The 12,572-nt window shown below is 67.5% G+C and carries 15 protein-coding genes; 3 read left to right on the top strand and 12 right to left on the bottom strand.

The genetic code is table 11. The features are described 5' to 3' along the window. Position 1 precedes the first annotated feature (1 nt). From ACXDF8_RS15675 to ACXDF8_RS15665, 3 genes are read right to left on the bottom strand one after another with little or no spacing between them, the layout of a single operon-like run. Positions 2–454: an SRPBCC family protein gene (locus ACXDF8_RS15675; RefSeq protein ID WP_457224195.1), complete on the bottom strand. Its 453-nt coding sequence runs from the start codon at positions 452–454 to the stop codon at positions 2–4. A 50-nt stretch (positions 455–504) separates the two neighbouring features. After that, entirely contained in the window at positions 505–1,584 is a 1,080-nt protein-coding gene (locus ACXDF8_RS15670; RefSeq protein WP_457224194.1) for a CaiB/BaiF CoA transferase family protein, read from the bottom strand. Between the two features lie 14 nt (positions 1,585–1,598). Beyond that, on the bottom strand, positions 1,599–2,042 hold the full coding sequence (locus tag ACXDF8_RS15665; protein ID WP_457224193.1) for an SRPBCC family protein: 444 nt from the start codon (positions 2,040–2,042) through the stop codon (positions 1,599–1,601). Between the two features lie 152 nt (positions 2,043–2,194). Here ACXDF8_RS15665 and ACXDF8_RS15660 point away from each other — a divergent pair, with 152 nt between their 5' ends. Continuing rightward, positions 2,195–2,548 carry a UBP-type zinc finger domain-containing protein gene (locus tag ACXDF8_RS15660; protein WP_457224192.1) on the top strand — a complete coding sequence of 118 codons (354 nt, stop codon included), beginning with the start codon at positions 2,195–2,197 and terminating at the stop codon, positions 2,546–2,548. Here the strand turns inward: ACXDF8_RS15660 and ACXDF8_RS15655 are convergent. Continuing rightward, entirely contained in the window at positions 2,431–2,853 is a 423-nt protein-coding gene (locus ACXDF8_RS15655) for a hypothetical protein (protein WP_457224191.1), read from the bottom strand. The two genes, ACXDF8_RS15660 and ACXDF8_RS15655, sit on opposite strands and share 118 nt — an antisense overlap. A 52-nt stretch (positions 2,854–2,905) precedes the next feature. Next, positions 2,906–3,301, bottom strand: a complete 396-nt coding sequence (locus tag ACXDF8_RS15650; protein ID WP_457224190.1) for a nuclear transport factor 2 family protein — start codon at positions 3,299–3,301, stop codon at positions 2,906–2,908. A gap of 293 nt (positions 3,302–3,594) precedes the next feature. Here ACXDF8_RS15650 and ACXDF8_RS15645 point away from each other — a divergent pair, with 293 nt between their 5' ends. Next, complete coding sequence (locus tag ACXDF8_RS15645; RefSeq protein ID WP_457224189.1) at positions 3,595–4,809, top strand: enhanced intracellular survival protein Eis; 1,215 nt, start codon at positions 3,595–3,597, stop codon at positions 4,807–4,809. A gap of 6 nt (positions 4,810–4,815) precedes the next feature. On the opposite strand, the gene ACXDF8_RS15640 is transcribed toward ACXDF8_RS15645, so the two are convergent. After that, positions 4,816–5,415, bottom strand: coding sequence for a TetR/AcrR family transcriptional regulator (locus tag ACXDF8_RS15640; protein ID WP_457224188.1), 600 nt, complete (start codon positions 5,413–5,415; stop codon positions 4,816–4,818). 74 nt (positions 5,416–5,489) lie between these two features. Between ACXDF8_RS15640 and ACXDF8_RS15635 the strand changes: the two genes are divergently transcribed. Continuing rightward, entirely contained in the window at positions 5,490–5,978 is a 489-nt protein-coding gene (locus tag ACXDF8_RS15635) for a DUF2834 domain-containing protein (protein ID WP_457224187.1), read from the top strand. Here the strand turns inward: ACXDF8_RS15635 and ACXDF8_RS15630 are convergent. The 6 genes from ACXDF8_RS15630 to ACXDF8_RS15605 form a co-directional block, all read right to left on the bottom strand. Beyond that, positions 5,951–7,042, bottom strand: a complete 1,092-nt coding sequence (locus ACXDF8_RS15630; protein WP_457224186.1) for an alkene reductase — start codon at positions 7,040–7,042, stop codon at positions 5,951–5,953. The two genes, ACXDF8_RS15635 and ACXDF8_RS15630, sit on opposite strands and share 28 nt — an antisense overlap. Positions 7,043–7,072: 30 nt before the next feature. Further along, positions 7,073–8,437 (bottom strand): HNH endonuclease signature motif containing protein, encoded by a 1,365-nt coding sequence (locus ACXDF8_RS15625; RefSeq protein WP_457224185.1) that lies wholly within the window; start codon positions 8,435–8,437, stop codon positions 7,073–7,075. 99 nt (positions 8,438–8,536) lie between these two features. Next, positions 8,537–9,565, bottom strand: a complete 1,029-nt coding sequence (locus ACXDF8_RS15620) for an LLM class F420-dependent oxidoreductase (protein WP_457224184.1) — start codon at positions 9,563–9,565, stop codon at positions 8,537–8,539. 124 nt (positions 9,566–9,689) lie between these two features. Further along, complete coding sequence (locus ACXDF8_RS15615; RefSeq protein WP_457224183.1) at positions 9,690–10,769, bottom strand: TIGR03857 family LLM class F420-dependent oxidoreductase; 1,080 nt, start codon at positions 10,767–10,769, stop codon at positions 9,690–9,692. After that, positions 10,766–11,140 carry a nuclear transport factor 2 family protein gene (locus ACXDF8_RS15610; protein WP_457224182.1) on the bottom strand — a complete coding sequence of 125 codons (375 nt, stop codon included), beginning with the start codon at positions 11,138–11,140 and terminating at the stop codon, positions 10,766–10,768. Before ACXDF8_RS15610 ends, ACXDF8_RS15615 begins: the two co-directional genes overlap by 4 nt. A 123-nt stretch (positions 11,141–11,263) precedes the next feature. After that, positions 11,264–12,439, bottom strand: coding sequence for a thiolase family protein (locus tag ACXDF8_RS15605; RefSeq protein ID WP_457224181.1), 1,176 nt, complete (start codon positions 12,437–12,439; stop codon positions 11,264–11,266). Between the last annotated feature and the right edge of the window lie 133 nt (positions 12,440–12,572).

Genomic DNA, 12,572 nt, shown 5'->3' with positions numbered 1-12,572 from the left:
TCTATTCCGGCCGAGCGCAACCGTTCCCGTCGAGCACATAGCGTCGCAGCCCCTCGGTGGCCGCCTGTAACACGGCCTTCTTGGCGCGTTTGATCAGGAACTGCGGCAACGGCGCCGAGGGCTCCAGGGTGATGTCGAAACGGACCCTCGTCCCCTGGCCTTCGGGGTGCAGCGTGTACTCGCCATGCTGGGCGTGCTGCTGGGGTGTGCGCTCGGCGTCCCACACCACCCAGTGGCGGCCCCAGTGGTATTCGAGAACCTCGTGGTCGACGATGCCGAGTACCTTGACGGTGACCTCGACGCGGCGGGGGCGGCCGTCGTCGTAGCGATCGACGACGTGGACGTGTTTGTGTATCGACGACCACGTCGGGGCCGCCTCGACATTCGCCAACGCGTCGAGGATGACTTCCGGCGCGGCGTCGATCACGATCTCGCGCGACCCCCGTACCGCCACATCGGCAAACGTAACGACCGGAGCCCGCGGCGGGTTGGCTTTGGCCAGTTCTACCAGCCGAGCCGGTCGGTTGGCGTGGTCGCCTGCGGCGGGCTGCCGAGGGGTCCGGTACTGCTACGGGAGAATCGCGGTGCAGGTGCGGCCTGGCGGGTGCCGTCGACGTCGACCAGGGTGCCGCGGGCCAGCAGATGCTCGTTGGACGCGGCCTCAGTCCAGCTGAGCACCGGGGTGACGCAGGCGTCGGTGCCGGCGAAGATCGCGGTCCACTCGGCGCGGGTCTTGCCGGCGAAGCGTTCGGCGAACACCCGCTGCATGCTGGGGTAGCCGGCCCGGTCCAACTGGTCGGGCACCTCGTCGGCAGACAGCCCGAGGCCGGCCAGCAGCTGGGCGAAGAACTGGGGCTCGATCGCACCGACCGCCAGGTAGCCGCCGTCGGCGGTCTCGTAGGTCCGGTAGTAGGGCACCCCACCGTCGAGCAGGAAGGACTCTCGTTCGTCTTTGAGTGTCCCGGTCGCCTTCATGGTCCACATCATCTGGGCCAGCACGCTGACGCCGTCGACCATCGCCGCGTCGACCACCTGACCAGCACCGGACTTTTCGCGCTCGTAGAGGGCGGCGACGATGCCGAGCAACACCAGCATCGACCCGCCGCCGAAGTCGGCGACGAGGTTCAGCGGGGCGACCGGTGGGCGGTCGCGATACCCGATGGCGCTCAGCGCTCCGGTCTGTGACAGGTAGTTGATGTCGTGGCCAGCGGTGGCGGCCAGCGGTCCGTCCTGACCCCAGCCGGTGATGCGGGCGAAGATCAGCCGAGGGTTCACGGCGGCGCAGTCGTCGGGACCGATGCCGAGTCGCTCGCAGGTGCCGGGCCGGAAACAGTCCAGCAGCACATCGGCTTTGGCAGCGAGTTCGAGCAGCCCCGCGGGCTGGGCCTTGACGTCGAGATCGACGATGCGCTTGCCGCGGTGCAGCAGATCGACGTTCTCGGCTGGCATGCTGACCTGGTCGGGCCGGCGCACCCGGACCACGTCGGCGCCGAGGTCGGCCAGGATCATCCCGGCGTGCGGGCCCGGCCCGATACCGCCGAGTTCGATCACTCGCACCCCGGCCAGGGGACCGCTATTCATCACGGGCGCAGGGTAAGTCAGCCGCCGTTCTTCACTTTCAGCACCTGCTTGCGCAGCCCGTCGGTGGCGGTTTCCATCGCACCTTTGATCGTGCGTTTGACGACGAAGCCGGGCAACGGCATGGACAGGTCGATGGCGAGGTCGAAGCGCAGCCTGGTCTTGTCGCCGTCGACCGACAGGGTGTACTTGGCGTCCTGCGAACGCAGCTGACCGGCCTTGACCAACGTCCAGCTCACCGTGTCCTGCGCCCAGGTGTACTCGACGATCTGCTCGTCGGTCAGGCCGGCGGCCTTGATCTTCATCTTCACGGTGCGCGGCCTGCCGTCGTCGTAGGCCTCCAGGACCTCGGCGCTCTGATACTGCGGCGACCAGCTGGGAGCCGACTCGACGTCGGCGATCACGTCGAGGATCTCCTTCGGGCTTGCCTCGATGACGACCTCGCGGGAATCTTTGACTGCCATGGCGTGACCATAGCGAGGGTGACGCCGGCGGGGACCGTATTGGCCATCAGCGTCGCAACCGGATTCACAACCGCGAGTTATCGGACCCGGCGTGCCAACGCTTTTGGCGATGAGCCGAAGGCTTGCCGGAGGGCGGCCGTAATCTCGTCGGCATGACCCGACCAGTCGATCCGTCGGTGCCGCCGAGTGGTACCGGATGCGTGGAATGCGACGCGTCCGGCGGGTGGTGGGTGCACCTGCGCCGCTGCGCGGCCTGCGGTCACATCGGGTGTTGTGACGACTCACTGATGCGGCATGCTGCCGCGCACTGGCGTTCCAGCGGGCATCCGATCATCCGGTCGTTCGAGCCCGGTGAGGACTGGTTCTGGAACTACGACGACGATCGCTACTACGACGGACCGGATCTGGCTCCGCCGGTAAGCCGCCCGTCCGAGGAGACGGTTCCCGGCCCCAGGGGACGGGTGCCCACCGATTGGGCCGAGATCCTGAGCAACCGGGCCGACTGAGTGACCGCGTCGGCGCCGCCGCGACGACGCACGCGGACCCGCGCATAGAGGTCGTCGCCTCCGCTCGGCGGCAGCAGCGCACCGTCGGCGACCACCACGCGCTTCTTGCGCAGCACCGAGCGAGCACAGGCGATGAAGGCCACCGGGGTGGCAGTTCCGTTGACGGCGATCTGGACCGAATCGTCGAAGCGCATCCCGAATTCGGCGGACTCGAAGTGCACGATGTAGCGGACGGTGAACAGCCAGGTGCCGTCGCGACGTCGCTCTCCCCGGACGATCAGGGAGTCGGCACCGATCCTCGCCATGTCTTAGATAGTGCGCCGCCTCCGGGCCGATGCCGGGAAGCACACGCCGGAGCTATCCGGACAGTCCGGCTGCCTGCATCTCCTTGGCGAACTCCACACCCATCTGCTCGGCGAAGGCGTTGACGGCTTTGAGTGGGCGCAGCATCACGGTGAACTCGTCGATCAGGCCGTCGGCGCGGGTATGCAGGAAGTCACAGCCGTTGATTTCCAGCTCACCGACCTTGGCGGTGAACACCAGCGCGTGGTCGGGCGAGCCGTCGCCGCCGATCTCACGCACGTAGGTCAGATCGACGAACACCCGTGACACCGCGCGCAGGATCACGGCCACGGTGTCACGCCCCTGGTAGGGCTTGTGCGCGATCGGGCTGCGGAAGACGACGTCCTCGGTCATCAGGGCGGGCAGGGCATCGAAATCGCCGGCTTCGACGGCGGCGCGGAACGCATGCATGCGGCCAGCATGCCACGGGCACCCCTGCCGGGATGACCGCCGCACGCAACCTGCTCGGAGACGACGCATCCCAGACCACGACAGGTGGGTCGCGGCCCGGGACGCGGTCGGGCCGATCCTGGTCGGATTGTTGCTGGGAGTGCTGGCGGTACTGTTCATCCGGCTCGAATTCGTCAATCCGCGAAAGCTTTTCGTGGTCGCCAGCGTCGACCTGCCGAACTCGACGCCACCCCGCATGAGACCGACCCGAAATAGGAATGCGATCTGCGCCCGGATGTGACAGCGTCGACGACGTGGTTCGTCGCGTCTCTCTTCCCCCGAATGTGGCGCTACGCAGTGCCGCCGACCAGGACTGGCCGGCGATGCGGCGGTTGGCCGCCACCTGCTTCGGGTCGTTTCGCGACCCCGACAGCATCGCCGTATTGCGATCGATGGCCCCAGCGGACAGCGTAGTGCTGGCCTGCGAGGGCACCGACATCGTCGGGATGTCGATGGCGCTGGATCTGGAACTGACCGTGCCCGGCGGCCGGCAGTTGCCGACTGCCGGCGTCACCTGGGTGGCCGTCGCCCCGACGCACCGCCGCCGGGGGCTGCTGCGGGCGATGTTCACCGAACTGCACCAGCGGATGGTGCCGCGGTACCCGATCGCGGGGCTGTTCGCCAGCGAGGCCACCATCTACGAGCGGTTCGGGTACGGGCCGGCCACCGTCGAGGCGACGGTGCAGGTGGAGCGCCGCTCGGCCCGGATGCATCAGCACGTCCCCCACTTCGGCGGTGTCCGGATCGTCGATCCGCGCGAACACCGCGACGCCCTGGCCGACATCTACCACCGGTGGCGCCTACGCAGTCCGGGCGGATTGCACACGCCGACGGTGTTGTGGGACGACGTCCTGGCCGACCGCGAATCAGCCCGGCACGGCGGCAGCGAGCTGTTCACGCTGCTGCACCGCGACGGCTTCGTCATGTACCGCACGCACGCCGCCGAGGCCGGCAAGTCCGTCGCGGTCACCAAGTTCACTGCCGTCACCGACGAGGCCCACATCGCCCTGTGGCAGACGCTGCTGGGGATGGACCTTATGCAGACCATCACCGTCGACACCCACCCCGCCGACCCCCTGCCCTACCTGCTGTCCGATCCGCGCCGGGTCCGCACGGTCGGCACCGAGGATGCGCTGTGGCTGCGGATCCTGGACATTCCCACTGTTCTGGAAGCGCGGCGCTACGCCCATGACGTCTCGATCGTGCTGGAGGTCTGCGACGCAGAGCTGGACGGCGGCGGCCGTTACGCGCTGACTGTCACCGACGGCCGTGCGCGGTGCGTGCCCACCGGTGCCGAACCCGACGTCCGTCTCGACCTTTCCGTGCTGGGCAGCATCTATCTGGGCGGGCACCGGCCTTCGGCATTCGCCACCGCACACCGCATCTGGTGTGAAAACCGCGGCTTGGTAAGCACTTTGGATTTGGCATTCGCCACGGAGGTGCCCGCTCAAGTCGGGTACGGCTTCTGAATGGCGCTACTCGGCGATGATCCCGTCGCGCAGCGACTCCAGCGCCGTTCGGCACAACCGGCCCAGCTCGGCCAGTGAGCGGTCCTCGCCGACCATCCACAGTTCCATCGCCCCGAAGACGGCCGCGGCGATGCAGCGCGCCGTCACGATCACCCGCAGCCGGTCGTCGGGGGTGACCGGTGTGGCGCTCTGGGTGAGTTGCGCGGCGATCGCGTCGGCGAACTCGGCTTCCACCTGCCGGGTGTGCCGGACGATGCGGCCCGGGTCGAGTTCCCTGGCCCGCAGCGACGCGATCTGGGCGACCGCCTCCGGATCGTAGGGCGACGCGTCGATCGCGGACTGCACCGACTCGATGATCGATTCGCCCGGGGACCGGTCCTGCAGCGCCGCGCGGAACCATTCCAGCCCCGCGTCGTAGTCGGCGAACAGCAGATCATGCTTGGAGGTGAAGTGCCGGTAGAAGGTCCGCAGCGACACCCCGGCGTCGGCGGCGATCTGCTCGGCCGAGGTGTCCTCGACGCCCTGGGCGAGAAAGCGAACCAGGGCGGCGCGACGCAGCGCGTCACGGGTGCGCTCGCTGCGCGCCGTCTGAGCAGGTCGGACCACGCAGGTAACGTACCGCACCGCGATTTGGCAAAATTGACGAAACGCGCGGCGGCTTTCACTACAGTTACCAAGCCATGACGCTCCTCATTCACGCCGTGCTGGCCGCCCTGGTCATCGCCTGGATCATCGGGTCCAATTCCGCGATCTTTCGGCGGCCCGCCACCGGCCCGGCCGTCAGCGCGCTGGAGATCCTCTACTACGTGGTCGGTATCGCGTCGGTGATTCTCGGCTGGTACTTCAACATTCAGTTCGTCCACCAGTACGCCGACGGCAGTGGCAACGTGTTCACCGGCGCCGGAAGCTGGTGGCAGTTCATCTCGCTGGGCTATGACAACCCGGCCGCGGCGTCAGCCAGTCAGGACTACACCATCGGCAACGTCATCCTGCTGCCGCTGTTCACCATCGTCGACGGCTATCGGCGTGGCATCAAGCGCCCGTGGCTGTACTTCGTATCCAGCCTGTTCACCAGCTTCGCGTTCGCGTGGGCCTTCTATCTCGCCACGGTGGAACGGCAACGGCTGCAGGAGAAGTCGCGTCAGCCGGCCGGTACCAGCGTGGGATAGTCGGTGTAACCGACCGGCCCCGGTGAGTAGAACGTCGCCACGTCGGGCTCGGTCAGCTCCGCACCCTGGCGCAGCCGTTCGATGAGGTCGGGATTCGCCAGGTAGGCGCGCCCGACGGCGGCCGCGCTGATGACGCCCCAGTCGGCGAGATTCTCGAGCTGGCAGAAGCTCGTCTCGACGTCCCGGCCGGTGTTGAGAACGAACGGTCCCGGCCACATGGCGCGCACCGCTCCGAATTCGGGAGAATCGGGGTTGATCAGCGCGTGCAGGTAGGCCAGTCCGAGCGGGGAAACCCGTTGTAGCAGAGCCTCATACGCCGAGACTGTGTCGACCTCGTGGATGTCACCGGCGGTGTTCCCGGGAGAGATCCGCACGCCGACCCGCCCCGCCCCGATCTCGTCGGCCACCGCCTCGATCACCTCGGCGGCGAGTCGGGCGCGGTTCTGCGGGGTTCCGCCGTAGCGGTCGGTGCGGGTATTGGTGGCATCGGCCAGGAACTGGTGCAGCAGATAGCCGTTGGCCGAGTGGATTTCCACGCCGTCAAGCCCGGCGTCGACGGCCCGGCGGGCAGCGAGCCGGAATTGGGCCACCACGTCGGCGATTTCAGCGGTCTCCAGCGCGCGTGGCACCGGTAGCGGCTGCTTGCCTGCCGGAGTGTGCGCCGACATATCGGCGGCGATCGCCGAGGGCGCCACCGATTCGGCACCGTTGATGTCGGGATGCGCCATCCGGCCGACATGCCAGATCTGCATGTAGATCAGGCCACCCTGGGCATGCACGGCCGCGGCAACCTCGGCCCACTTCTGCTGATGGGCGTCGGTGTAGATGCCCGGAGTGTTGACGTAGGCGCCGTTGCCGACCTGGGAGATCGCGGTGGCCTCGGTGATGATCAGCCCGGCCGAGGCCCGCTGCGCGTAGTACTCCACCTGCAGGTCGCTGGGCGTGCCGTCGGCCTGTGCCCGCGAGCGGGTCAGCGGCGCCATGAACAGCCGGTTGCGCGCGGTGTTCGCCCCGATCGCGATCGGCTGGAACAGAGCTGCATCATCGGTCAGGGTGAACGTCATGCTTGGCTACAAGTGTCGGTAGCCATCTATTCATTCCCGCTCACCCCCGGTCGGTTCGCCGCGCGGCCGTTCGTCACCCAGGAGTCGTTCGGGGTGGTGGTAGGTGTTGGTGCCGCCGTGCAGCATGGGTAGTTCTGGTGGTGGGATCCATGCGGTGGTGCCGTCGGGTTGTTTGCGGGTGGTCCAGCCGCCGGTGTCGACGAGTTGGTTGTCGGGCCCGCAGGCCAGGGTGAGGTCGTCGATGTTGGTGTTGCCGCCGTGTTTCCAGTCGCGGGTGGCGTGGTGAACCTCGCTGTGATAGCCCGGCGCGGGGCAGCCGGGCCGGGTGCAGCCCCGATCTTTGGCGTGCAGGATGATGCGTTGGTCGGCCGAGGCGATGCGTTTGGTGCGGCCCAGCCACAACGCCCGCCCAGTGATTCCGTCGAACAACGCCAGGTAGTGATAGGCGTGGGCGGACAGCCGGATCAGGTCCGGGATCGGGATCAATGTCCCGGCGGCGGTGACGGCGTGACCGGTCTTCGCGTGGAGGTCGTGCAGGGTGGCCGAGACGATGACGGTGACCGGTAGGCCGTTGTGCTGGCCGAACTTCGGATCCCCCAATGCTCCGCGTAGCAGGGCGGTGAGGGCGTCGTGTTGGCGTTGGGCATACCCCCGCGTGTCCCGCGCCGCCCCCTCCTGCGACGGTGCCACGGTCGGGGATTCATCGGCGGGGTTGCACATGCCGGGTGCGGCGTATTTGGCCATCCACGCATCCACCGCCGCCCGCAGCTCGGGATCGGCGACCAGCTTCCCGACGCTCATCCCGTCGACACCTTGCCCGCCACACCACACGAACCCGCGTTTGCGGGCCCGGTCCTCCTCAGAGAACTTCCCGTCGGGGTTGAGCAGCAGCGACAGTTGGTGGGCGACCGTGGCCAACTGATCCGGCCGCAGACTCACCGCATGCTCGGCTAGCGAGCGTTCGGCCTTGTCCCGCTCCGCGAGCGGGACATGGTCGGGCAGGTCGCGGAAGAACTGCTGGATCACTCGCAGATGCTCGCCATCCAACAACCCGTCATGCCAGGCCTGCGAGGTCTGCGGCAACAACGGCGCCACCGGCTCCCCGATCAAGGTCCGCCGGGGGGCCAGCTGCTCGGCATCACGGATCCGGCGTTTGGCCTCGCGCGGGCTGACCCGCAACACATCCGCCACCGCAATACTCACCGGCGGACACCCCTGGAACTGCTCCAGCGTGCCCACCCAGGACAAGGCGACCGCGGCCTGTCGTCGCCGCGCGGTCTCCAACCGCTCCAACACCGCAAACCGTTCCGGCGCCGCCAACGCCTCGACATCGACCGCGCCGATCTCCCCGACCAGGGTGTCGAGATCATCCAACATCACACCGACCGAACGCATGTTCGAAACACTACCTCGCGGCACCGACAAAACCCGGCGCCCCAACACATCTGGGGACCAACAACGAACTGTGGACAACCCACCGGGCCGCCACGGAAGTCAGCCCGCCCGCACCTCTTCCAGGAAAGCCCGCACGGTCTCATCCGAGGTCCCGGCGGGCAGACCCACCATGGCCCGGTCGATGACCCCGTCGCAGCGTTCTGTGAGCGCCACCGCCAGTCGATCGAGCGGTGCGACGACGGCGAACGTCTCGAGAATCTCGTCGTCGATCACGGTGGCCATGGTGTCCCACTGCCCGTCCAGCGACAGGCGATGCAGTTCGGTCTGCAAATCGCCCCAGCCGTGCAGTTCCAACACCTTCCGATACGCGGGCGTCGAGGCGTAGAACGCGATCTGCTTGCGAGTGCCCGCTGCGGCAGCGGTGATCTCGGCCTCGTCGGCACCTGTCACGACGAACACCGGCGCCGACACCTGGAATCCACTTCCGTCGCGGCCCGCCTTGGCCATTCCGCGCTGCAGCGCGGGGATCGTCACGTCCTCGAAGTACCGCTTGGTGGTGAAGGCATGCGCAATCAGACCGTCGGCGACCTCACCGCACTTCTCGGTCATCAGCTCTCCGACGGCGGCGAGGAAGATTTTCGGTGCCCCGTAGGGCTGCGGTTCCGGGGTGAACATCGGCGTCATCAGTCGATGGCTGTAGAAGTCGCCGTCGAAACTCAACCTGGTGCCGTTGCTCCAGCAGTCCCAGATCGCCTGCAGGGCAAGGACGAACTCGCCCATCCGCTGCACCGGATGACTCCACGGCATGCTGAACCGCTTCTCGACGTGCGTCTTGATCTGGGTGCCCAGCCCGAGCAGCAATCGGCCGCGCGAATACTCCTGCAGGTCCCATCCCACGTTGGCAACCGTCATGGGATTGCGAGCGAACGCCACGGCGATACCGGTACCCAGCTCGATCTCGGCAGTGTGTTCCGCGGCGAGGGTGAGCGGCAGGAACGGGTCGTGACTGATCTCCGCGGTCCAGCACCCGCCGTAGCCGAGCCGTTCGGTGTCCCTGGCCGCGTCGGCGACACCGGCAAGCCGGCTCATCACACCGCGGTCGACCTTGAGACGTCCGCCCCGACTCATGACGGCAGAAGCTACAGTACGCAATTCAGTGGGTCAATGCCGCCGTGCCGGCGAGGGCAGATGGGCCACTTTGGCAGCGGTCCTACCGGTTGGCGGGCGACCTCGGATTCGACGAGCCGATCGGTCATCGCCCCCTGGCACGGTAGGCCGCCACGATCGGCTCGAGTTCGTCAGGGGTCGCACCGTGCATGATCAATGCGTCGGCGCCGTAGTCGAACTCCTTGCGGATGCGCTCGACACACTGCTGCGCCGACCCGGTGGCCGACGGCTCCAGCCATTCGCCGGGGATCAACGTGGCGATGTGCTCGATCTGGTCCGCGGTGGCCTTGTGGTCGATGCCGCCGCCGATCGACTGCACCACCGGGTCGGCCCGGAACCGTTCCAGTACAACGGGATCCCAGCCGTTGGTGGACACCAGAAGGTCGCCGTAGCCCTGCAGGTAGGTCGCCAGCCGCGCGACGGTCTTCTTCAGCCGCAGCTCCTCGGGCAGATGGTCACCGACGGTGGCGAAGCAGGACCACACCCGCACGTCGGCGGGGTCGCGTCCGGCCTTCTCGGCGGCCTCCTTGACCGTTTTGACGCTGCGCGACAACGTTTCCGGCGTGAAGTAGGTGTGCAGGATGACGTCGTCGAAGGCGCGTCCACCCAGCTCGAGGGTCTTGGGGCCGAAGGCGACGAGGGCCAGTCTGATGTCCTCGCGGAAGTCGGGATCGAGGAAGAGGATCTGGTAGTTGCCGATCGGCCCGTCGTGGTTGAAGATGATCTCGCCCTGCCACAGCCGACGCATCACCTGGGCGAAGTCCTCCATCTGCGCCGTGGTGACCGCGGGGATGCCGAACGCCGAGTAAATCGCGCCGATACCGCGGCCGATCCCCAGCGTGAAGCGCCCACCCGAGAGACGATGCATTGTGGTGGCCCAGGACCCGGTGATCAGCGGATGGCGCGTGTTGTGATTGGTTGCCGCCGTGGCGATCTGCATCCGGGTGGTGACGGCGCAGGCCGCCCCCACCAACGAGGATGCCTCCTTGACGTTCCAGCGCTCGGAGATGAACGCAGTCCCGAAGCCCAGTTCCTCACCGCGGCGCGCTTCGTCCATCAGTGTCGCGGGGCCTTCCCCGCCGGCGCCCGCCAACAGGTAGTAACCGAGCTCGTCGAGAACTGAGCTACTCCCCATGGCGCTTTGCTCCTGCTGGCCGCGCGTCATCGCCACTCCCCTTGCTTGTAGCCACAGTTCCACACTTCGACGATCCGACCGTCCCGCACCCGGAAGATCTCCATGCTGGCGATGGTCGTCGTCGTACCGTCCTTGAGCCGCATCGGAGACTGGTAGATCACCGTCACATGCTCGCCGTCGGTGGCGGGGAGCACCCGCTTCAACTCGAAGCGGATCTCGTCGAACATCTCCCAGGTGTCGCTGACCCGCCGGACCGCCTCGTCGTGGCGCAGCACATGCACCTCACCCACGTCGTGGCGGATTACGGTGTCGCCCAGCAACTCTGCGGCGAGGGCGAAATCACGCTGGTTCCACACCACCAGGTTGTAGAGCTCGACGACCTCACGGGCACTGCGCGTCACTCGAACTCCTCACCTCGGCGACGGTAATCTATCGCCCACGCGGGAATCGTCCGGTCAGCGCTCTTACCGAGCGGGACACCACTCGGCGCGGCTCACTGGCCGGCGCCGTGCACGAACAGAGAACTAGACCTCGATGACGACCGCGCCACCCTGGCCGCCACCGGCGCACATGGCGGCCACCCCGATGCCGCCGCCGCGGCGGCGCAGCTCGTAGATCAAGGTGGTGATCATCCGTGCGCCGGAGGCCGCGATCGGGTGCCCCAGGCTGCAGCCGCTTCCGGAGAAGTTCACCAGCTCCTCATCGAGGCCGTACCTGCGGCAGGCGGCGATCGGCACCGACGCGAACGCCTCGTTGATCTCCCACAACGCCACATCCGACGGGGTCAACCCGGCGCGGTCGAGCACCTTGGCGATCACCTCGACGCCGCCGAGGCCGGTGTCGCGCGGCGGGACACCGACCGCGGCCCATGCCTTGACCGTCGCCAGCACGTCGAGGCCCTCGCCGTTCGCGTAGGACCGGTCGACCAGCGCGACCGCGGCGCAGGCGTCGTTGGTGCCGCTGGAGTTACCCGCGGTGATCGAGAAGCCCTCGATTTCCGGGTGCAGAACCTTGAGCTGCGCCAGCTTCTCGGCCGTGGTGTCGCGGCGGGGATGCTCGTCGACGCTGAAGTCGGTCACCGAGCCGTCGAGCTGCTGCACCTTTAGCGGCAGGATCTCGTCGAGGAACTTGCCCGCGTCGATGGCGTCGACGGCACGCTGATGCGAGCGCGCGGCCCAGGCGTCCATCTCCTCGCGGGAGATGCCTGCCGCCTGCGCGGTGTTCCAGCCCACTGTGATCGACATGTCGCGGCTCGGAGCATCCGGCGTTTCGACGTGAATCGGCGGCAACCACCGCTCCTCGAACTTCAGTTCGGGGCCGATGATGCGCTGGCTCATGAGCGGCGTCATCGACAGCGACTGCACACCACCGGCGATCAGCACCCGCTCCATGCCCGAACCGATCTGGGCCGAGGCGTTGCCGATGGCGGTCAGGCTGCCCGCGCAGTGCCGGTTGACCGACTGGCCGGGGACATTCGTCAGTCCTGCGGCGTCCGCGGCGTACCGGGCCAGATCGCCGCCGCCGTAGTGCGATTCGGCGAAGATCATGTCGTCGATGGCGCCCGGGTCGACCCCGGCGCGCCGGATGACCTCGGGCAGGACGGCGCCGAGCAACGTCTCCGGCGGAGTATTGACCAGGGTGCCCTTGAACGAACGACCGATCGCGGTCCGGACGGCGCCGACGATGACTGGTTCTGGCATGGCTTCTCCACTCGGGATCGACGCGTCAACAGCGTTACAAAAATAGCAGAGACTGTATCGGTCACGGCACCGGGTCCAGGCCAGTCGTCGGGGACTGGCCCTTTACGCACAACACGACGTTCCGGTGGAATCG

The sequence above is a fragment of the Mycolicibacterium sp. CBM1 genome (assembly GCF_054073305.1).
The sequence above is the reverse complement of the archived record's forward strand: the minus strand, read 5'-3'. Positions and strand labels throughout refer to the sequence as shown.